Genomic DNA, 20,836 nt, shown 5'->3' with positions numbered 1-20,836 from the left:
ATCGAATTAATTCAGAAGAGGCCCGCTCTGTCGGGTCTTTTTTATTACCCGCTTCTATTTCGGGCTGAAGGCAAAGTCGTTTTGCTGGACACCCGAAAACCAATTAGCCTAGTAAAGAGGAAAGGGGATATTATGTCATCGACCACAATCGTACTTATCACGCTAATTGCTTATAAAGTAATCCTGTTAGGCGTCGGTTTTTGGGCGTCAAAGCGTGTAAATTCCGAAGATGATTTCTTCCTCGCAGGTAAAGGGGCGGGCGGCGGATTAGGGCCGTGGACGGCGGGGCTTTCTTACGCAGCCTCAACATCGTCTGCTTGGGTTCTCCTTGGGTTTACCGGAGTGGTCTATACGCAAGGCATTGTCGGGCTCTGGCTTATCCCGGGCATTTTTGGCGGTTATTTGCTGACTTGGCTGGTAATGGGGCCAAAATTAAATGCCGAGACGGCTTCCAAGGGGCATTTAACAATCGTTGATTTCATGACGTCAGACGTGACGGCGGTTTGGAAAAAGAGAATTGGCATTATTTGCGCCGCCATGATCCTATTTTGTTTCATTTTTTATATCTCCTCGCAATTTCAGGCCGCAGGAAATGCCCTGACTGAAGTCTTTGGAATGAATGTCACCGAAGCTGTTCTGCTGGGGGCGGCCATCATCGTGATTTATTGCTTTTTAGGCGGGTTCCTAGCCGCCAGTATTACGGACGCCTTGCAAGCGGTCGTGATGATGCTGGCTTGCGTCCTCGTTCCGATTGCCGCTGTGAGCGCTGCGGGCGGCCTTGGCTCTTTGATGGACGCGCTACAAACCACACAGCCTGAAGGTTATTTCAGCTTTACGGGCGGGGCCGTGGGGATGGCCGGCATTGGTCTGGCGATGGGATTGTTTGGAACAGGATTAGGCGCGCTTGGGCAGCCACAACTATTGAACCGCATCATGTCGGTTCGGACGGATAGAGAACGCGTTCAAGGCGCGCTCATAACGATTTTGTGGGGCGTAGTAATCTATTCGGGACTGGTCTGCCTTGCCTTTGCTGGTCGCGCGACCGGGATAGAAACGGGTACAGAAGCTTTGTTTTTCGCCGCAGCGAAAGAATTTCTTCCGGCCGTATTGGCGGGCATTATTACGGCAGCCGTATTGTCGGCTGTCATGTCGACGGTGGATAGCCTGCTTCTGGCCGCCGCCTCTGCTGTCTCTCATGATATTGGAATTAAATACTCTCACCCGAAAAGAGCGCTGTTTTTTGGCCGATTAGCCATGGTGGCGGTCGCTGTGTTTGCCGTTCTGCTGACACTCTTTGCCGATCAAACTATTTTTAAACGCGTTTTGTTTAGTTGGGTCGCTTTAGGGGCAGCCTTTGGTCCCACTATTTTAACTAAATGCCTTGGCTGGAAAGTGAAAGGTAGCGCTGTGTTCTTTGCCGTCCTTATTGCGTTTTTCACGGCCGTCATATTTTCAAATATAGAGGGACCCATCGCCGAAATTATAGAGAAGTGGGTGTCCTGGATCGTGGGATTTGTGATTTTATTCTTCGGGCGAAAAGCTGACGCCGAGGCTATAAAGCAAAGCTGATTTTTACTCATGAATTGATATAGACACTAAATAAAAAAAAACGCCTCCTAAGAGGCGTTTAAGTCATTTGATTTAAGACATAAATTAGGCGGCTTTTTTGCCAGCTTTCGATTTTGTCTCATATATCGTTTCGCCAGCTTTTGCCTTATCGCGGAACATTTGCGGCGGCGTAAAACGCGCGCCGTGACGCTGCGCCAGATTATCCGCCGTGGTGACAAAGGCCTCCAGACCGATTGTGTCGATATAGGAAAGAGGGCCGCCTGTATAAGGTGGGAAGCCCCATCCGAAGATAGCGCCTAAGTCGGCACTTTGCGGATCCGGCACGACGCCTTCAGCGTAACATTCCGCCGTCGGTATGAGCTGCGCGTACAGCAAACGCTCCATGACCTCATCGGCGGACGGTTGCTCTTCCTTCAGAGGGTAATGCTCGCTCATGCCCTTCCAGAGGCCCAGACGTTTTCCGTCTTCGTCATAGTCATAGAACCCTGCTCCGAAGCGGCGTCCGGCGCGATCCCATTTTGTGACCATATTTTCGTAAAACTCTTCGGATCCGGTCGGCTCATATTCATCGCCCATTTCCTCTTTAGTCGAGGTCATAATGTCATAGCCGAGCTTGAGCGTCGTTTCATCTGTCACGGCGAGCGGGCCAATTGGCAAGCCTAGCTTCGCGGCGCAATTTTCAATAAGCGCCATGCTGATACCTTCTGTGACCATCAGGCTGGCCTCATTGGCATAGGGCGGAAAAACGCGGTTGGTAAAGAATCCACGGACGTCTTTCACGACGATAGGCGTCTTTCGGATTTTCTTATTATAATCAAACGCGGCGGCCAGAGCGAGATCGCCTGTGCCTTCATGCGGGATGATCTCCAGGAGCGGCATTTTCTCGACGGGGGAGAAGAAATGCATGCCGATAAACTGATCCGGGCGGGAAGAGTTCTCCGCCAACCCGCCAATGGGGAGGGTGGAGGTATTTGACGCGAATACAACGTCTTTCCCGATTACGGCTTCCGTCTTTTTGATAACATCGGCTTTGACGTCCGGACGTTCAAAGACCGCTTCGATAATCAGATCCACGTCTTTCAGATCGTCATAATTATCTGTTGGCGTTATCCGGGCGAGGAAGGCGTCAGCCTTTTCCTGGGTCATACGGCCGCGAGAAACGCTCTTGTCCAAAATCTTTTTGGTGTAGGCGACGGATTTCTCAGCTTCCTCCATGGAACGATCAAGTGAAATCACTTCCATGCCGGCCTTGGCGGTCACATGCGCGATGCCCGACCCCATCAAGCCTGCGCCCAGGACGCCAACTTTTTTGATGTCGATTTTTTCAATACCTTCTGGTCGCTGCGCGCCTTTTTCAGCCGCTTGCTTGTTCACAAACAAAGTGCGGATCATGTTTTTGGCAACGGGGTCAGCCAGAAGTTTGCAGAAATATTTCACCTCAATCGCGATGGCGGTATCCATTGGAACCATTGTGCCTTCATAGAGGCAGGACATGATGGCCTTGATGGCAGGATAGTTATTCTTGCTTTCTTTAAGCGCCATGGCATTGGCTGCGACGAAGAACTGAACGGCTTTGGGGTTCATAGAACCTGCGCCGCCCGGGACTTTAAAGCCTTTAACGTCCCAAGGTTGGAGCACGCCTTTCGCATTTTCTTTGACCCAGGCTTTCGCGGCCTCAACCGTTTTGCCGGGCTCGACAACCTCGTTGATGAGGCCTTGAGCGAGAGCTTTTTTCGGGTCGAGATTCTTTCCCTGTGTGCACATCATCGCTGCATTTTGCAGGCCGACGAGGCGAGGGGTACGCTGCGTTCCGCCGCCGCCCGGTAAAAGACCGACAAGCACTTCCGGAAGGCCAAGCTTGATTTTTGGATTGTCCGCGACGACGCGGTGGTGACAGGCCAGAACCAGTTCCAGTCCGCCGCCAAGCGCAAGGCCCTCGACAGCGACAGCCACAGGTTTGGCCTTTTTGCCTTCTCGCTGCATCTGGCGGACGGTATGGCCGCCTGTTTCCATTCGGCGGAAGAGACGGTTGAGCGTCATGCCTTGCTCAAAAGAGTCTTTGTTTAATTTTCCAGAATTCTGTTCCAGCATGCGAAGGTCTGCGCCGGCCATGAAAGCATTTTCGCGGCCTGAACAGATGACCGCGCCTTTGACCTCATCATCGGTCAATAAGCGCTCTACAAAGTCTGGGAATTCGGACATCAAATGCTCGTCCCAGACATTCATGCCCTGGTTCGGCACATCAATTGTCAGTGTCAGGATTCCGTCAGAATCGAGATCCATGGAAATTGTCTTATACTCACTCATAATATTCTCCTGTCGTCAGCTGCGATTAAACGCGCTCGATAATTGTGGCTGTTCCCATACCGCCGCCGATGCAGAGCGTGACGAGCGAGGTTTCCTTGTCGGCCCGCTCAAGCTCGTCCACCATCGTGCCGAGGATCATCGCGCCAGTGGCGCCAAGGGGGTGACCCATGGCAATCGCGCCGCCATTGACGTTGATATCGTTGTGATCAATGTCGAGGGCCTGCATGAAACGCAGGACAACCGCCGCGAAGGCCTCGTTCAGCTCATAAATATCAATGTCATTGACGTTCATTCCGGCGCGTTTGAGCGCTTTCTTGGCCGCGAATTCCGGTCCTGTCAGCATGATGGTCGGCTCTGACCCGATAGAGGCCATAGAGCGAATGCGGGCGCGGGGTTTAAGCCCCAGGCGCTCACCGACTTCTTTATTGCCGATCAACAGGCCAGCGGCGCCATCGACGATACCGGATGAGTTGCCAGCGTGATGGACATGGTTGATTTTTTCAACCTCGGGGTATTTTTGGATCGCGACGCCATTAAAGCCGAAATTCTCGCCCATCATTTTGAAGGACGGGTTCAGCGCGCCCAGGCTTTGCATATCTGTTTCAGGGCGGATGGTCTCATCATGGTCAAGAACATTGACGCCCATGACGTCTTTAACCGGCATAATAGATTTCTTGAACCGGCCTTCATCCCACGCTTTTTTCGCGCGCTTGTGGCTCTCGACGGCATAGGCATCGACATCGTCACGGGAGAACCCGTATTTTGTCGCAATCAAATCAGCGGAAACGCCTTGCGGCACAAAATAATTGTGAAAGGCAGACGCCGGATCAGTCGGCCAAGCGCCGCCGTCAGATCCCATAGGGACGCGGGACATGCTTTCGACGCCGCCGCCAATGGTGAGATCGCATTCGCCGGACATGACTTTGGCGGCTGCGATATTTGAAGCTTCCAGACCTGAGGCGCAGAAACGGTTGACCTGAATGCCGCCCGTTGTCTGGGCATAGCCTGCATTCATCACGGCTGTCCGCGTGATTACGGCGCCTTGTTCACCGACAGGAGAGACGCAGCCCAAGGCGACATCTTCGACTTCAGCGGTATCAATATTGTTCCGGTCGCGCAGGGCCTGGAGAACCTGAACAGACAGATTAAGCGCCGTAATTTCGTGCAGGCTGCCGTCGGATTTCCCTTTGCCGCGCGGCGTTCGGACCGCGTCATAAATATAAGCCTCAGTCATGAGAGAACCTTTCTTCTATTCATTCTTGTTTGAATTTGCCTCCTTAGACCGTATTTACGTGCAAAAATAAAGGGTCATCCGGCCCTTTTTGCACCTTCACAAATGGTTGAGGCCCGTTCATTTTTGGGGACGTAGACATCTCAATCCCTAACGTTACAAAGAGGTTGAGAGGGCGTGGGGAAGCGCCCATAAGACATTGCAAACAGTGATTGGAAAAATTATGCGTGAAGCCGTCCTCATTTCTACCGCCAGAACCCCAATTGGACGCGCCTATCGCGGCGCCTTCAACGCGACTCCATCTCCAACTCTTGCAGGGCATTGTATCGACGAAGCCGTTAAACGCGCCGGAGTTGACGGCGCAGAAGTGGAAGACGTGATCATGGGCTGCGCTATGCAGCAGGGCGTTCAGGTCACAATCGGCCGAAATGCGGTTCTCGCTTCCAATTTGCCGGTCACCGTTCCGGGCATGAGCCTAGATCGACAGTGTTCCTCCGGCATGATGGCGATTGGCGTCGCCGCGAAACAGATTATGGCGGATAATCAGACCATTACAATTGGCGGCGGTGTGGAGAGCATTTCCATGGTACAGACACCCGAAATGCGCATTGCGCCCGACCCCACTGTTTTGGAAAAGCATCCCCAAGCCTATATCCAGATGATTGATACGGCCGAAATCGTGGCAGAGCGCTACGGCGTCACGCGCGACGAAATGGATGAATATGCGCTCCTGTCTCAGCAGCGTACACACGCCGCGCAGGAAGCCGGAAAGTTTGACGATGAGGTTGTGCCTCTCGCTTCGACCATGATGGTCAAAAACAAGGAAACGGGCGAAATCTCCAAATCCGAAACAAAGCTTGAAAAGGATGAGGGTAACCGGCCTTCAACGACGCTGGAAGGCTTGCAAAGTTTGAAGCCTGTTCGTGGCCCTGACAAAACAATCACCGCCGGAAACGCGTCACAGCTCTCTGACGGCGCGTCTGTTTCTGTTCTTATGGAGCGTAAAGAGGCTGAACGCCGCGGCTTGTCCCCGCTGGGCATTTATCGCGGTATGGCGGTGGCAGGTCTGGAGCCGGATGAAATGGGGATAGGGCCGATTTATGCCGTGCCGAAACTGCTTCAGCAAACTGGCCTGAAGATGGAGGATATTGATCTTTGGGAGTTGAACGAAGCTTTCGCAGTTCAGGTTCTTTATTGCCAGAAGAAGCTCGGCATTCCGACGGAGAAAATGAACGTCAATGGCGGCGCGATTTCTATCGGCCATCCTTACGGCATGAGCGGCGCGCGTATGGTTGCCCACGCCCTCATCGAAGGTAAACGCCGCGGCGCAAAATATGTGGTCTCCACCATGTGTATTGGCGGCGGTATGGGCGCGGCTGGATTGTTTGAAGTTGTTTAAAAGGAGCTTTGGTCGCTTTGCCTTGGTTTCTCTGTGAAATAATTGGTCGGAACTTTCTTTTGGATAATAAAGGCCGCCTTGAAGAATTTGGATTTAAGAATTCAATGACAGTCGAAGCCGATGACAAGGAATCAGCGAAAAATAGCGTGAAAATGATTTGCGAGCGAAAGTTTAAGCAATGGGAACATCCGAAACAGATCGACCAAGGGTATTGTCCATCAATAGAAGTGTTTGTGCTGAAAGAAAACTCCACAACGAAAGCCCCTCCGCTGGGATGTGAAGTAAATTGGATTAAGAGTAGTGAGATGAATAATGAGCGAAGTAGAGTTTAAAGACCGCGTTGCGATCGTGACCGGCGCCGGCGGCGGTTTGGGCAAAAGCCATGCTCTGGCGCTGGCCAAACGCGGCGTTAAAATTGTGGTCAATGATTTGGGCGGGGCTGTGGATGGTTCCGGATCTTCTGCGACCATGGCTGAAAATGTGGCCAAGGAAATCAAAGACGCCGGCGGCGACGCTATTGCGAACGGGGCAAATGTGACCAAAGCGGACGAAGTGGAAGCCATGGTCGGCGAAGCGATCGATCATTTCGGCCATGTGGATATCCTTGTGAATAATGCCGGGATATTACGGGATAAGTCTTTTGCCAAAATGGCGATGGAGGATTTCCGGACGGTTCTGGATGTCCATGTCATGGGGTCTGCCATTTGCACGAAAGCTCTCTGGGCGCATATGCGGGAGCGCGAATATGGCCGTATTGCCATGACGACCAGCAGCTCCGGCATGTATGGTAATTTCGGGCAGTCCAATTACGGCGCGGCCAAAGCGGGTCTGTCGGGCTTTATGCGGACGCTTTGCCTTGAGGGCGCGAAATATAATATCAAAGTCAATGCGCTGTCTCCGGTGGCGGCGACGCGTATGACGGAAGATCTGATGCCGCCGGAAATTCTGGCGATGCTGGATGTGGAAAGCGTCAGCCAGGGACTGGTCTATCTGGTTTGTGACGACGCGCCCAACCGCACTATTCTGGTCGCCGGGGCCGGGGGGTATGCGGCGACGAAAGTTTTCGAAACGGACGGCGTGAGCTTTGCGCCAGGCGAACAAACGGCAGAAAACGTGGCCGCCAACTGGTCAAAGATCATTTCAGAAGATAACATGGTGGAAATGACCCAAGGCGGGATGCAGGGCGAGAAGCTCCTGAAACGCGCGGCGGCTCTTAAGTCATAAATAATTAAAACCGAAACGGGGAATACGATGAAAACAGTCTCACTTGAAGAAGCCAAAGCCATGATCGGCCAAGAATCCGGCGTTTCGGACTGGCTTAAGATTGAGCAGGACCGCATCAATCAGTTCGCAGATGTAACCGAAGACCACCAGTTCATTCACATCAATCCGGATATGGCGAAAATGACGCCTTTTGGCGGGACGGTTGCCCATGGGTTCCTGACCTTGTCCATGCTCGTCAAAATGGGAGAGACAGCTTCTATTACTCTCGAAGGCGTCAAAATGGGCGTGAATTACGGCTTTGATAAAGTCCGTTTCCTTGCTCCTGTTCCTTCTGGATCCAAAGTCCGCGGCCGTTTTGTTGTCGCGGCAGTCGAAGAAAAGCGTCCCGGTCAGGTGCTCATTACCTATGACGTGACTGTGGAAATCGAAGGCGGCGAAAAACCGGCTTTGATCGCCCAGTGGATGGGCATGCAATTTACGGGGTGATTGATCTGATATTTTAGAATGAAAGAGCGGCCTTTGGGCCGCTTTTTTTATGAATTAATGAGTTTTCTCATAATTTCAGTCCTATATAAAAATTAGTTTGCTTTACAAAGTATATTTTATATACATCAGACTATGGATAATTGGTGGGAATGGGCATTTTGGACAGAAACAATACGGGGAAGTCTGCATTTGGCCGCGGCCTTGTTTGCTCTTGTTTTAGGACCCTTTATTCTCATTCGGAGAAAAGGCGACCGCCCCCATCGCTGGTTAGGACGGCTTTGGGCGACATGCCTATTATTTGTCTCGGGGAGCGCTCTGATCATGTACGACATGAGCAGCGGACCAAACTTATTCCATGCCTTCGCTGTTCTAAGTTTAGCAACGCTGATCCCGGGTGTCTGGGCTATCCGTAAATATAAACAAACCGGCGGTAGACGTTTCCTGGTTATTCATCAACATTGTATGGTCTGGGCTTATTTTGGTCTCGCTTCTGCGGGTGTTTGGCAAATTGCCTTCACCTTTGTAAGGCTTGGATATTTCAACGTGCCGATCGGAATGCTTCACACTGGGCTGGGAGGCCTTACCGCCATAGTCTCTGTCGGCCTGTTTTTCCTCCTCTCGGGAAAATATCCTCATAGCGCCAAATTCGCCAAAAAACTGTAACGGCTTTAGAGTTTAATTTTTTTCAAAGCGTTGCGCATGTCCTCCGAAATCTCGACCGGACGGCGGAACCGTTTGTCGACATAGACATGGGTGAATTGCCCTTGTGCGCAGGCTTCTTCCTCTTCATTTCGAAACAAGCCGATTTCATAGGTCACGCTGGAATTTCCGATATGCGAAACCCGTAGCCCGGCTTTGATGACATCCGGAAAACTGGCGGGCGCAAAATAATCGCAATTTGTTTTCACGACTAACCCTATAATATCTGACGTTTCTATATCGAGCAGGCCTTTTTGAATGAGGTAGTCGTTCACGACCGTGTCGAAATATAAATAATAGACCGCATTATTGATGTGGCCGTAAACATCATTATCCGACCAGCGCGTCGGAATAGTCAAAAAATGGGTGTAGTCGGAGAGACTATTCGGATGCGCGCGCATTATAAAATTGTCTCGTAGATTTTGACCGTGGCGTCATAGGTCATGGCGCGCGGGTTATTCTGAAGAACGCGGTCTTTGGTCATTGCGTCTTCAGCCATAATCGGGATGGCATCTGCCGGAATGTTGACTTCGGTCAGAGTGAGAGGCACGGCCGTTTCATTTTTAATCCGAATAAGGTCATCAATCAGCGCGCCGCTCTTTGCTCCAAGACCCAGGCTCCCTGCAATCTCGCCATACCATTCATCGGCTTTGGACTGATTATATTTCAGAACTTCGGTCAGAACGAGCGCATTGGAGAGGCCGTGCGGCACATGGAAGAAACCGCCGAGCGGATAGGCGAGGGCGTGAACCGCGCCGACCGGGGCGTTGGAAAAGGCCTGCCCGGCGAGCATGGCGCCGATAAGCATGGTTTCACGTGCCTCAAGGTCATCGGGGTGGTTACAGGCCTGAACGATAGAGTTGCGAAGCTTTCCAAGCGCGGTGAGCGCTAACGCGTCCGAAATCGGGTTCTTTTGTTTGACCGACGTATAAGCTTCAATGGCGTGGACCATCGCGTCGATGCCTGTCGCCGCCGTGATAGATTTCGGAAGGCCCACCGTCAGCGCGCTGTCCAGCAAGACGCGGTCAGCATAAAGCGCGTCCGCCACAATACCGCTTTTCTCCGTTTCGCCCGTGGTGATGATGGCGACATTGGTCACTTCCGATCCCGTGCCGGAGGTCGTCGGGATAAGCATGAGTGGAAGACGTTTCCCCGTCGCCTTACCGACGCCGTAAACCTCTTTGATAGGACGGTCATGCGCGGCCATATAGGCAATGACCTTGGCTGTATCCATCGGGCTGCCGCCGCCAAAGCCGATAATGAGCCCCGCTTGAAAGTCTTTCACAGCTTCAACGCCTTTAAGGACAACCGCTTCAGGCGGGTCTGCCACAACGTCGTCAAACACCATGACCTTATATCCGGCGTCTCGGAGCGCGGCGAGACCAGCCTCCATGAGGCCGAGCGAAGCGACGCCTTTATCCGTGATGACCGCCACACGTTTATTTTTGCAAAGCCCGTCCACATATTGATCAAGCTTCGCCGCGCCTCCATTTTCAATTCGAATATCGGAAACCGTCTGGAAGGAATGTGCTTTCATATATCTGTTATGACGGAAAATATGGGCCATGTCATGTAACTCCCTCGTGTTGCGCCCATGCGATTATTAATATCCAATCGCGAGGCCGCATCCTGGGCCTTGAGTCCAAAGAAAGCGATATTTGGCGCAAGGTAATGTAGCGATCGCGATTAAGCTCTTCGCTTGGAATTACGGCGTCGCGTGTGAGAGGTCTTTAATCTGAGAATGGCTAGTCCTAGGCCGGTGAAAAAGAAAAAGACAGCAAGGCCTGCCACAGATTTGATCCACCAGGAATTAAAGTTTTCCCGAGTGGTCCAATCCATAATGTGAAGGCCCCACATGAAATCAAATACACGCCAGAGGCCCGTGCGTACGGCTTTGACATCACCTGTCATGGCCTCAACATAAAAGCTGGCCATATCAGGTTTGCTGAAATCAATCCGCCAGACCGGCCCGTGACCACCATATTCGCGTGGAGCGTTGTCTTTAAAAAAGGCTGTTTCACTGACCGCGCCGCCGCCAGCATAATTTCGAGAAGCAATTTGTTTTGCGAGTGTTTCATCAATGGGCAAACGGGGCGCGCCAGTTCTGGCATCAATGACTTGTTTCAGACCTGTCGACTCCAAAATATAAATCGGGTCGCCCGCAATCATTTTCAGAGATATTGTGTGAGGCTGATTATTTTGGGCCGCAAGTAGTGTGGAGATAGGGAGGAGATCCTCTTTCCATGAAATATTTTGCTGAACATCGGCTGTTCTTAAATGAGTGCCCCGCACTTCATCAATCGGGAAAATTGTCATGAAGAGGCCTGATATGAGCCAAAGTCCAAGTTGCAGTCCTATTCCGATCCCAAACCATAGGTGAAGTTTCCGCAAGTTTCGGTTTAATATAGCTGTCTTCATATATCCCTCCCAAAATACCAATAGCCTTTGGCCTTGGCCAAAGGCGCGTCATGATTAGTGGTCGTTATGATCCATAATGGAATTCAAACACTCATTTCCTTCTAGGTCGGTATTGCAAATAGCAATAATCCGGTAGCTATTATCGCGTCCCTTTTTGATCATGAAGCTGACGTTGTCGCCTTTGGAGAATTCCGACAAATCCACTTCTGACGTAACGCCGAAACCCATTGTCATCGCGTTCATGCCGACACTTTCTATTGCTTGATGATTGATGGTCGCCACGTTGCCATCTGGACTGATTGACATAATGATTCCCTTTGTATGGCCTGTCTCATTCGTCACGTTCATTTTGGCGGAATCTGAATGGGTCATGTTTGAGTGATCCATTTTCTCTGTTTTCTCTGTATTTTCTCCTCCACATGACGCGAGGGGCAGAATGGCGAGAGCGGTTATAGCCAGTTTGGAAATATGTTTCATGCTTTGTCTCCTTCTAAGCTTGCATGAGAGAGAAGATTTTGTTTTGGGAGGTGTCGTCCAACCCAGATAAAATAAATCACAGGAATGACAATAAGCGTCAGAACTGTGGTGGATACCATGCCGCCCAGCATTGGCAGGGCAATGCGCCTCATAACATCAGATCCGAGCCCTTCGGTTATAAATATCGGAGCCAGTCCCGCCATGATGGTGGTAACCGTCATGAGTTTTGGCCGAACCCTCAAGGCGGCACCCTGACTGACAGCGTCAAAAAGGTCGGATTTTGTTTTCGGCTTATCGGTTCGAACCTGCTGATCGATATAGAGCAACATCACGACAGCTGTCTCGACAGCAATGCCCCCCAAAGCGATAAAACCGACGGCGACTGCAACGGATAAATTATATCCCGCGAGGTAAACAGCCCATAAACCACCGATAAGTCCAAAGGGTAATGAGAGCATAATAATAAGTGTCCGGTCAATGCGTCCAAAATGAAGCATGAGTAGAAGGAAAATAAGACCGATTGCAGCGGGAATTGCGATATTCAATCGATCCTTGGCTCTTTGTAATTGTTCATATTGTCCTGACCATTCTACTGCATAACCTGGAGGCAAAGTAATGGCTTGAGAAACAATATCTCTGGCTTCAGAGACATAGCCTCCAAGATCCCGACCTGAAATATCGACAAATACCCAGCCTGTCAGTCGCGCATTTTCTGATCGGATCATGGGCGGCCCTTCAGCGTAAGATATATCTGCGACTTCATCCAGCGGTATATGTGCGCCCGTCGGTGTAGGAATAAGAATGTTCTCAAGGTCTTCCCCGGTTTCCCGGAAAGCCCGTTCATAACGCAACATAATATTATAGCGTTCTCGCCCTTGCACGGATTCTGCAAGAGCCAGACCGCCGAGGGCGGTTTGAATAACAGATTGAAACGTGCCCATATCAATATTGCGGCGCGCCAGCTCGGAACGATCTGGCAATATCTCTAAATATTTCCCCCCTAATACACGATCTGCAAAAGCTGAACGCGTGCCAGGAATGTCCGTTACAACAGTTTCAATTTCGCGCGCAATTTTTTCAATTTCTTTCAGATCGTCTCCTGTCACTTTAATACCAATGGGAGTCCGCACGCCGGTTGAAACCATATCCATACGGATTTTGATGGGGTAACCCCAACTATTAACAAGCCCCGGCATTTGAAGGCGGCTATTGAGATCATCAACAATATCATCTGATGTCATATTGGCGCGCCATTTAGATTTTGGCTTCAGTCTGATCCAGCTTTCAATCATGGTGAGTGGGGCAGGGTCCGTCGCCGTATCGGCCCGGCCAGCTTTACCAAAAACAGACTCGACTTCTGGAACTGTTGAAATCACACGGTTGGTTTGGCCCAGGATTTCTCGCATTTTCGTCGCTGAGACCCCCGGTAAAGTGGTGGGCATATAAAGCAGCTCCCCTTCATATAAAGCCGGCATAAACTCTGTTCCCAGCTTCTGTGCTGGAAGGATGACACTGAAGGAAATGAGTAAGGTGACACCTATTGTTACCCATTTGAATTTAAGGGCTACCCATAGAACAGGTTTGTATATCCACACAAAAAAACGGTTGACCGGATTAGTCGATTCGGCGCGCATTTTCCCACGCAATAGCCAAATCATTAGAACTGGAATAAGAGTTACAGAAAGCAAGGCCCCGAATGCCATGGCATAGGTTTTAGTGAAAGCCAAAGGCGAGAATAATCGGTAACTCTCGCCCGTCAGCGCAAAAACCGGGAGGAAAGAGACGACAATAATAAGCAGTGAGAAGAACAGGCCAGGGCCGACTTCTTGGGCTGCTTCCACCAAAACACGGCGGCGGGTCTTATCATCTGGTTTCCCTTCTATATCCGAAAGTTTCCGGACTCCATTTTCAACCATAACAATAGAGGCATCCACCATGGCTCCGACCGCAATAGCTATGCCGCCAAGCGACATGATATTTGCGGTAACGCCTTGAGCCGACATTATCACGAAAGCCCCCAATACGCCGAGAGGGAGTGTAATGACGGCAACAAAAGCGGCGCGAAAATGAAGTAAGAAAATGAGAATGACCAGAGCGACGACAATCCCTTCCTCTATTAGTTTATCTTCCAGATAGGAGACGGCGCCTTCAATGAGAGGCGCGCGATCGTAGACGGTGACCACTTCAACACCTTCCGGCAGTCCGCGCTCTAGCTCTGTCAATTTTTCTTTAACGCGATCAATTACTTCCAGGGCGTTTTCTCCGTCCCGCATGACCACAATCCCTGCGACGGTCTCGCCTTCGCCATTTAATTCGACCACTCCGCGGCGCAAGGCCGGGCCTTCAACAATACGGGCGACATCGGACAATAAGACGGGAGCGCCGCCCTCTGCGAGCACCACCACATTTTCTAGATCGCTCGCTTTTTTCACATACCCGGATGAACGGATGACGTATTCCGTTTCGCCTTGTTCGAGGACGCGGCCCCCGACCTCGCTACTGGCTGCGCGAATGAGGCGCGCAAGCTCAGCAATGGATATGTCATAAGACCGCAGTTTATTCGGATCTATTAGGACTTGATACTCTCGCTCAAACCCGCCGACGGACGCAATTTCCGCGACGCCTTCTACGCCGGAAAGCTCTAATTTGATGAACCAGTCCTGCAGACTTCGGAGGTCTGCCAGATCAGTATTCCCGCTCTTATCGACAAGGGCGTATTGATAAACCCATCCCACCCCCGTCGCGTCTGGACCTATTTGAGGCACAGCATTTTCGGGTAATTCAGATCCCAGTCGGGACAAGGCTTCGACAACGCGGGACCGGGCCCAATACGGATCGACGCTATCTTCAAAAATGACATAGACGAAACTGGTTCCGAACATGGATGAGCCTCGAACGTCCTTGGTCTTAGGCAAGCCGAGCAAGTTGGTCGACAAAGGATAAGTGACTAAATCCTCGACGATTTGAGGCGATTGTCCGGGAAACTCGGTTTTAATTATGACCTGTGTGTCCGTCAGATCCGGCACTGCATCCAGCGGCGTATTTTTAAGCGACAACCAACCGCCGATGGCTAATGTGATAGCAAGGACTAAAATTATCAATTGATTGGAGACGGACCATCCAATCAGACGGGCAATAGCGGATTTGGACGGATCTTTGCCAGCCAGATCATCGGGTTCAAAGGAGCTCATGGAGTTTTGCCTTCCATAGGATCAGGCCAGGCAATTTCATTGGCTATATCATTTGAATAAGGATTGGCTGGGAGCCCTTTCTCCTGAAGCCAAAGTCTGCCAGTCTTCATGTCGCTATAGAACACAAGTCCCTTGGAGTTGTAATGAGACGGCACGCCGAGCGTAAGCCAAGGATCGAGAGCGGTCATTAGGCTGGCGAGCTGGTTGACTAGAGCCTGACCTGATTTTGCCTCTTGCGCCGCGGAAATTGCCTGTTCCGCGTTCTTCAAGATTGGAGAAAGTCGAGACTCCTGAAAGCGGATTTCAAGATCATTTATAAGTTTTAGAGTTGGATCAAGAAAATATGGATCAATTTCATATCCGTCAATAATGGCTTCGTGAAAGTACAAAGCCGTGTCAACAATATGATCAATCTGACTTAATACGGACTCATTGATAGGTAAGTCTGAAAGGGGCGTATTCGGATCATAATCGAGGGATGTTCCCGAAACTTTAGAGAAACCGTCTCGAAGATTAGCTTCTGAATCAAGCATAAACTGACCACTTGCCACGACAGTTTCTCCGCTCTTTAGGCCTGAGAGAATTTCAGTGCGGCCGTTGGTTGTCCGTCCAACGCGGATCTCACGAGATTCAAATCGCCCGTCGCCCAAGGCGATGATGACATGTGCGCCGCGAGAGTCGTATAAAATAGCCTGTGTCGGAACGGCCATTTTTTCGCTCTTCATTGCGGACTCAGCGCTATCGAAAACAATATTGGCATATGCTCCCGGCCGCAGAACTCCTTCTGAATTGTCGACACTCAGGCGCACATCCGCAGTGCGAGTTTTGCTGTCAATTGTTGGGTAAATATAGTCAACCAGAGCTGACTGATTTGCCTCTGGCGCGCTTTCAAATTGTAAATCTGCCTCTTGGCCGACAGAAATTTGGGAGAGTTGTGACTCCGGGACAGACGCGACCACCCAAATTTTCTCGTAAGACTGAAGCCGCATGATAGGGTCGCCCGGTTTAATGTAATCTCCGTCCCTGACCATGAGCTCTGTTACAACTCCGGCGCTTTCGGAATAGATTGGAATTCTTTCTATGACTGCTTTTTCAGTTTCGACTCTCCGGATGAGGCTTTGCTGCATGCCTTTGGACTTTAGTCGTTGACGAACGGACTCTATGCGGCGTTCATTGCCGATTTGAAGTGACGCTAGAAAGTCTTTTTGCGCCGCTATCAAATCGGGTGCGTAAATGTAATAGAGGCGCTCCCCCCTTCGAACAATATCGCCTTCAGCTCTGACTGTTAAGTTGTCGATCCAACCTTCCAAACGAGAGGCGGCCATCGTTTCAAGGCGTGTATTAGGCTCTACTGTGCCAAAAGCCCGAAGAGAACTTGATAAGTCAAATGTTCCGACTTTTACGGTGCGGATACCCATCGTTTGAATCATTTCTGGGGAAACGGCGATGCCTCCACTATCAGAAGCTCCGCCGGAAACAGGGACGAGATCCATTCCGCAAATTGGGCAGGAACCGTCAGGATCTGAAGAAATATAGTGCGGATGCATAGGGCAAGTATATTGGCCTGTTTCTGCAGTAGACATTTCAGCCGAAGACATATCGGTTTTCCCGGCTTGCATGGCCGCGTGATCATGGGCCTTTTCATCCTGGCCGCCTTGGCAGGCTGTTAGTATGAGAGTGAGGCTGACAAGCAATTTATGTTTTAGGGTCATGACGGGGTCACCAATAAACTGTTCATAGTTGCGATAAGTTGATCGCGCTCGGTTTGTGCTTTGACGATTTCGGATCTCAACATGAGCACAGCGATTTCAGCATCCAATATGGAGGAATAATCACCCGCCCCTGACTCATAACTTATGAGTTGTGCCGCCTGCTTTTCCTCAATAGCCTTTATTTTCGCCTCAAAGATTTTAATATTTTCTTGTGAGGATTTTTGACGGGCATCATATCGCAGCCAGTCAGACTGAAGCTTTCTGGCAATAGATGTTCGACGCGCCATGGCCGCGTTTTTATCGGTTTTTGCGGCGCGCAAATTAGGTTCTTGGCGTTGCCCAGCCCAAAGAGGAATTGAAAAAGTGACACCTCCCGAGATCCAATCCTCTCCATCAAAGTTAGATCGCGGTCCTTGGCCAGACTCACGCTGTTGATAGGTAAGGTTTACGCCCCAATCAGGTTTGAAATCAGCTTCAGCTTTTTGAATTTCCGCGTCTGAAACATTGACGGCGAGATCCGCCAGACGAACTCCATGAAACTGTAAAGCATTGCCAGTCAGCGGAATTTTATTCAATTCGGGTAAAGGCGTATGGGGAATGACACCTAATAGATTTACCAATTCTGCATTGATTTCGGCTTCTTCTGTTGCGAGATCGGAGAGATTCGTCGAGACTTCCGACCTTTCGACATCAACTTGTGCCAGTCGAAAAAGCAGGGGCCGACCCGCATTGATTTCAATATCTATAATCTCAGCAAGTTCGTCATATTTAGCGGAACGCATCATTACGAGATTTCTGCGTTCCTCTATTGCCGTTTTGGCTATGAGCAAGGTGAGAACCTGTCCGCGCATTTTCGCATATTGCTGCTCGCGCTCTCCTTCCATAACAGCGGCGCTCCGAAGTGATTTTAGGGAATTGGCTTTGCGTTCATCCCGGCTTGGAAGAGCTTGTCGAATGCCCACAGCTTTATTGGACGGCAAATATTCTGAAAAAGAAGGGTCGAATAAAGGCACATTATTGATCTGTAGCGAAACAACTGGATCCGGAAGTCCGAGAGCGCCTTCGGCGCGAGAGCGTTCAGCCGTGGCCCCAAGTGAGAACGAGTCCAAAAGAGGGTGTTGCCAAAGTATATTTTCAACTTCTGCAAAACTCATGGGCACGGATTCGGCCGAAATTTTCGAAGAAGTTGCTGCGGAAATAATAGGGTCAGACACTGAAGAGATAAGGTCTACCTTATCATTTATTTCCTGTGCGGCCGCCGGATAGGATGTCGCCATAACAAGGCCTAGAGCTGTCACGGCAAGAGCGACTGAGGCTCTTGAAAGAGATCGATTTTGACGAACAACGCGTGTTAAACAGCCAAGGGCAGGCGAATGGCTTCGGGGGGTAATGTTTTGAGGGCGGATAGACATCCAGAAGTCTCCAATAAAAACAGATATAATTATCCCAAGCGCAGGCTTGAGACGTCAGGTCTGTCAGGAGATCAGATGTGAAGAATATCAGTTTTGTAGAGAGGTTTATCAACCGGAAGTGATTGTGGATCTAATGGAGGTCCGGTACTTGCCGGCAAATCTACATCTGCCCCGAATGGCAAGCGGGTTGTGACCGCCAATACAAAAATATCAATATTTGTATTGGTTGAAACGGCTGGAGTAATATCCTCCATTTCAACAGGAGACATAGTGCAATCGTCGCAGGAAGTGCAAAACTTTTCCGGTACTTCTTGTTGCGACAGGTCTGTGCCAGTCTTTGTCATAGAATGCGTAGCCACAGAATCATGACAAGCTGGCATTTCTGCAGCAGGAGCGCTGATGTTAATAGAGCTAGCTTTGGCATGGCCCGTAAAGCAGCATGCCAAAACAGGCGTCGCCATCAAAATGAACGCCGTGAAGATGCATATGACTGTCGAAATGACTCTCATACTTGTAACTTAGCGCAGATAGGTTAATAAAGCAAATACCCCTACAGGGCATTGTCAGTCACAATTCTGTGTAACCCCTTTTTTTGAAAGAACAAATGACAACCCACTCTGCAAAAACGATTAACCGATTGAAACGAATAGAAGGTCAAGTGCGCGGCATTATCAAAATGCTAGAGGAAGAACGCTATTGTATTGATGTTCTGACTCAGATGCAGGCGATTAAATCCGCTATGGCGCGGGCCGAAAGTGAGATTCTCAAGGACCATGCCGAGGGGTGTGTTAATATGGCTATTCAATCCGGTAACCCGGAAGCGCAACGTGAGAAAGTGGCGGAATTGGTCGACCTTTTTGATAAATTAAAACGCTAGGAACCACATGATGAAATTTAAACCAACCCTATTTATGTTTTCTGCCATGATTTGCCTTGTGACGGCCTCATCAAGTCTTGCTCATACGAAGGTTGAATCGGCAAGCTTGGAAGACGGTGGAGTTTATCAAACTGTTCCGGAAACATTTGATCTCGTATTTGCCCAAGATGTTGGCTTGGCTGCTTTGGAGTTGAAAAATGAACAGGGAGACGAAGTTTCACTTGAGTATAAGAAGCCTTCCTCAATGCAGGGGAGTTTCAAAGTCCCTTTACCGCGATTGACGAAAGGGGCCTATAGTTTATCTTGGCGAGCTATTTCTAAAGATGGCCATGTTTTAAAAGGGAAAGTCAACTTCAGAGTGTCGCCTTAATCCGTGCTTACAGCTCTTACGCTTCTCGCCAAATTTAGTCTCTATCTCGGAGCCCTTTTTTCTATAGGCGGACAAATTCATTCTGCCTTGGATATTTATTACAAAAAGCGAATTCTATATTTTGCTCTTTCAGCCGTTATAGTTGGTGCAAGCCTGAAACTGGGTCTTGCAAATGCACAGCTTGGAGGCGAGCTGTCGGCCTTTTTCAAATCAGACACTTTTAATTGGGTTTGGCAGTCAAATGGCGCGCAATTTTTAGCTTTCCTGATAGGGGCTTTGTCAGGTCTCTTCTCGGCCTGGATAAAACATAAATTGAGTCGCTATATAGGCATTGCCATATCGGTTTTATGTCTCTCGGCGGGATTTGCTCTTTCTGGACACACGCAATCTGTTGAGGACGCGCCTTTATTGCCGTTCTGGATTATACCCCATATTTTAATCGCGGGCTTTTGGGTTTTTGCCCCTATTTCTCTTTGGCCACATGCTTCCTTGCCCAACGTTGATGTGATGGTAAAAACAGAGCGGTTTAGCCGATTAGCCGTTTGGATGATTCCGATCCTGTTTGTCACTGGAATATACCTTCTTTGGCGTCTTAACCCGCAGATTTCAGACATTTGGACGACGTTTTACGGTCAATTACTTTTTGCGAAGTTTTCAATAGCTCTCGGGTTACTCGGATTGGGCGCTCTAAATAAACTACATGTGACGCGACTTTTGAAAATAGTCCCAGAAAAGGGCCGCGCGGCTTTGCGGCGCACATTGACAATAGAGGCGATATTATTTCTCGCTGTTATTCTTATTATATTACTCGCAACCACTCTAACAGGTCCTGGTGGTCACCATCATTAATTGGAACTTATTTTCGAGAACCTCATTATACCCTAGTAAGGTATAATTTGTGTAATCAGCTATAAGAGGCGTAATCATGAATCAGTCAAACAAAAGCAATTACGGGACGTTTTTTGCCATGATTGGTACATCTACGATTGTCATGTTCGGATTGATGTATCTCAATAGTTACGAGTTCAGCCATGTTCGATTTTCTGAAACGCGTAGTTATATGGCGATTTATATGGGAGCCTCGATGGCGATCATTATGCTCGGGTTTATGCTGGGCATGTATAGGAATAAAAAGGTAAATCTGGTAATTTTCGGAAGCTCTGCATTGATATTTGCTGCATCTCTATTTCTAGTTCGCAGTCAAACGACGGTGCAAGATCAAGCTTGGATGAAAGCCATGATCCCTCATCATTCCATTGCGATCCTGACGAGCGAAAGGGCTGAAATTGATGATGTGCGAGTGCGTGAACTGGCCAACAGCATCATCAAAGCTCAGCGCCGAGAAATTAAAGAAATGGAATGGCTAATCGATGACATCAAAGAGAACGGGAAAGCATCGAATCAAACCGAAGCAACTGCCCGTCCTGTACCTGAGTTTGAAGGTGAGATTTAAGATATAAGGGC

Annotated in this window: 20 protein-coding genes; 10 read left to right on the top strand and 10 right to left on the bottom strand. The window is 49.8% G+C overall.

All coding sequences use genetic code 11. The annotated features are described in order from the left end of the window. Positions 1 to 132 precede the first annotated feature (132 nt). On the top strand, positions 133 to 1,569 hold the full coding sequence (locus ACN0IC_RS03060; RefSeq protein WP_416877287.1) for a sodium/proline symporter: 1,437 nt from the start codon (positions 133 to 135) through the stop codon (positions 1,567 to 1,569). Positions 1,570 to 1,653: 84 nt separating this feature from the next. Here the strand turns inward: ACN0IC_RS03060 and ACN0IC_RS03055 are convergent, their stop codons facing one another. Next, positions 1,654 to 3,876 carry a 3-hydroxyacyl-CoA dehydrogenase NAD-binding domain-containing protein gene (locus ACN0IC_RS03055; protein WP_416877286.1) on the bottom strand — a complete coding sequence of 741 codons (2,223 nt, stop codon included), beginning with the start codon at positions 3,874 to 3,876 and terminating at the stop codon, positions 1,654 to 1,656. Positions 3,877 to 3,901: 25 nt separating this feature from the next. Continuing rightward, on the bottom strand, positions 3,902 to 5,110 hold the full coding sequence (locus ACN0IC_RS03050; RefSeq protein WP_416877285.1) for an acetyl-CoA C-acetyltransferase: 1,209 nt from the start codon (positions 5,108 to 5,110) through the stop codon (positions 3,902 to 3,904). 220 nt (positions 5,111 to 5,330) lie between these two features. Between ACN0IC_RS03050 and ACN0IC_RS03045 the strand changes: the two genes are divergently transcribed. The 5 genes from ACN0IC_RS03045 to ACN0IC_RS03025 all read left to right on the top strand — a co-directional run bounded on the left by ACN0IC_RS03045 (position 5,331) and on the right by ACN0IC_RS03025 (position 8,879). Beyond that, complete coding sequence (locus ACN0IC_RS03045; protein ID WP_416877284.1) at positions 5,331 to 6,506, top strand: acetyl-CoA C-acyltransferase; 1,176 nt, start codon at positions 5,331 to 5,333, stop codon at positions 6,504 to 6,506. A gap of 17 nt (positions 6,507 to 6,523) precedes the next feature. Further along, positions 6,524 to 6,838, top strand: coding sequence for a hypothetical protein (locus ACN0IC_RS03040; protein ID WP_416877283.1), 315 nt, complete (start codon positions 6,524 to 6,526; stop codon positions 6,836 to 6,838). Further along, the gene (locus ACN0IC_RS03035) at positions 6,819 to 7,730 is read left to right on the top strand and encodes an SDR family NAD(P)-dependent oxidoreductase (RefSeq protein ID WP_416877282.1); all 912 of its coding nucleotides are present in this window, start codon (positions 6,819 to 6,821) and stop codon (positions 7,728 to 7,730) included. The genes ACN0IC_RS03040 and ACN0IC_RS03035 overlap by 20 nt, the downstream gene beginning before the upstream one ends. A 27-nt stretch (positions 7,731 to 7,757) precedes the next feature. Continuing rightward, positions 7,758 to 8,216: a MaoC family dehydratase gene (locus ACN0IC_RS03030; protein ID WP_416877281.1), complete on the top strand. Its 459-nt coding sequence runs from the start codon at positions 7,758 to 7,760 to the stop codon at positions 8,214 to 8,216. Between the two features lie 132 nt (positions 8,217 to 8,348). After that, positions 8,349 to 8,879, top strand: coding sequence for a DUF2306 domain-containing protein (locus ACN0IC_RS03025; protein WP_416877280.1), 531 nt, complete (start codon positions 8,349 to 8,351; stop codon positions 8,877 to 8,879). A gap of 5 nt (positions 8,880 to 8,884) precedes the next feature. On the opposite strand, the gene ACN0IC_RS03020 is transcribed toward ACN0IC_RS03025, so the two are convergent. The 8 genes from ACN0IC_RS03020 to ACN0IC_RS02985 form a co-directional block, all read right to left on the bottom strand. Continuing rightward, entirely contained in the window at positions 8,885 to 9,316 is a 432-nt protein-coding gene (locus tag ACN0IC_RS03020) for an acyl-CoA thioesterase (RefSeq protein WP_416877279.1), read from the bottom strand. Next, positions 9,316 to 10,452 (bottom strand): iron-containing alcohol dehydrogenase, encoded by a 1,137-nt coding sequence (locus ACN0IC_RS03015; RefSeq protein WP_416877327.1) that lies wholly within the window; start codon positions 10,450 to 10,452, stop codon positions 9,316 to 9,318. The genes ACN0IC_RS03020 and ACN0IC_RS03015 overlap by 1 nt, the downstream gene beginning before the upstream one ends. A gap of 149 nt (positions 10,453 to 10,601) precedes the next feature. After that, positions 10,602 to 11,333 (bottom strand): PepSY domain-containing protein, encoded by a 732-nt coding sequence (locus ACN0IC_RS03010; RefSeq protein WP_416877278.1) that lies wholly within the window; start codon positions 11,331 to 11,333, stop codon positions 10,602 to 10,604. Between the two features lie 54 nt (positions 11,334 to 11,387). Next, positions 11,388 to 11,810 (bottom strand): copper-binding protein, encoded by a 423-nt coding sequence (locus ACN0IC_RS03005; RefSeq protein ID WP_416877277.1) that lies wholly within the window; start codon positions 11,808 to 11,810, stop codon positions 11,388 to 11,390. Continuing rightward, a complete protein-coding gene (locus tag ACN0IC_RS03000) occupies positions 11,807 to 15,001 on the bottom strand; it encodes an efflux RND transporter permease subunit (protein ID WP_416877276.1) in 3,195 nt (1,064 codons plus the stop codon). Before ACN0IC_RS03000 ends, ACN0IC_RS03005 begins: the two co-directional genes overlap by 4 nt. Further along, complete coding sequence (locus ACN0IC_RS02995) at positions 14,998 to 16,713, bottom strand: efflux RND transporter periplasmic adaptor subunit (protein ID WP_416877275.1); 1,716 nt, start codon at positions 16,711 to 16,713, stop codon at positions 14,998 to 15,000. Before ACN0IC_RS02995 ends, ACN0IC_RS03000 begins: the two co-directional genes overlap by 4 nt. Beyond that, positions 16,710 to 17,990, bottom strand: coding sequence for a TolC family protein (locus tag ACN0IC_RS02990; protein ID WP_416877274.1), 1,281 nt, complete (start codon positions 17,988 to 17,990; stop codon positions 16,710 to 16,712). The genes ACN0IC_RS02995 and ACN0IC_RS02990 overlap by 4 nt, the downstream gene beginning before the upstream one ends. A 206-nt stretch (positions 17,991 to 18,196) precedes the next feature. Further along, positions 18,197 to 18,589, bottom strand: coding sequence for a hypothetical protein (locus ACN0IC_RS02985; RefSeq protein ID WP_416877273.1), 393 nt, complete (start codon positions 18,587 to 18,589; stop codon positions 18,197 to 18,199). 140 nt (positions 18,590 to 18,729) lie between these two features. On the opposite strand from ACN0IC_RS02985, the gene ACN0IC_RS02980 reads away from it, so the two are divergent. The 4 genes from ACN0IC_RS02980 (at position 18,730) to ACN0IC_RS02965 (ending at position 20,825) form a co-directional block, all read left to right on the top strand. After that, positions 18,730 to 19,002, top strand: a complete 273-nt coding sequence (locus tag ACN0IC_RS02980; protein ID WP_416877272.1) for a metal-sensitive transcriptional regulator — start codon at positions 18,730 to 18,732, stop codon at positions 19,000 to 19,002. Positions 19,003 to 19,009: 7 nt separating this feature from the next. Then, positions 19,010 to 19,372: a copper resistance CopC family protein gene (locus ACN0IC_RS02975; RefSeq protein WP_416877271.1), complete on the top strand. Its 363-nt coding sequence runs from the start codon at positions 19,010 to 19,012 to the stop codon at positions 19,370 to 19,372. A 3-nt stretch (positions 19,373 to 19,375) separates the two neighbouring features. Then, positions 19,376 to 20,221 (top strand): copper resistance D family protein, encoded by an 846-nt coding sequence (locus tag ACN0IC_RS02970; RefSeq protein ID WP_416877270.1) that lies wholly within the window; start codon positions 19,376 to 19,378, stop codon positions 20,219 to 20,221. A gap of 76 nt (positions 20,222 to 20,297) precedes the next feature. After that, on the top strand, positions 20,298 to 20,825 hold the full coding sequence (locus tag ACN0IC_RS02965) for a DUF305 domain-containing protein (RefSeq protein WP_416877269.1): 528 nt from the start codon (positions 20,298 to 20,300) through the stop codon (positions 20,823 to 20,825). The last annotated feature ends 11 nt before the right edge of the window (positions 20,826 to 20,836 follow it).

The sequence above is a fragment of the Litorimonas sp. genome (assembly GCA_029936425.1).
In the GTDB taxonomy this organism is placed as follows: domain Bacteria; phylum Pseudomonadota; class Alphaproteobacteria; order Caulobacterales; family Maricaulaceae; genus Litorimonas.
Note: the sequence above shows the minus strand (reverse complement) of the source record. Positions and strands in the feature narration are given on the sequence as shown.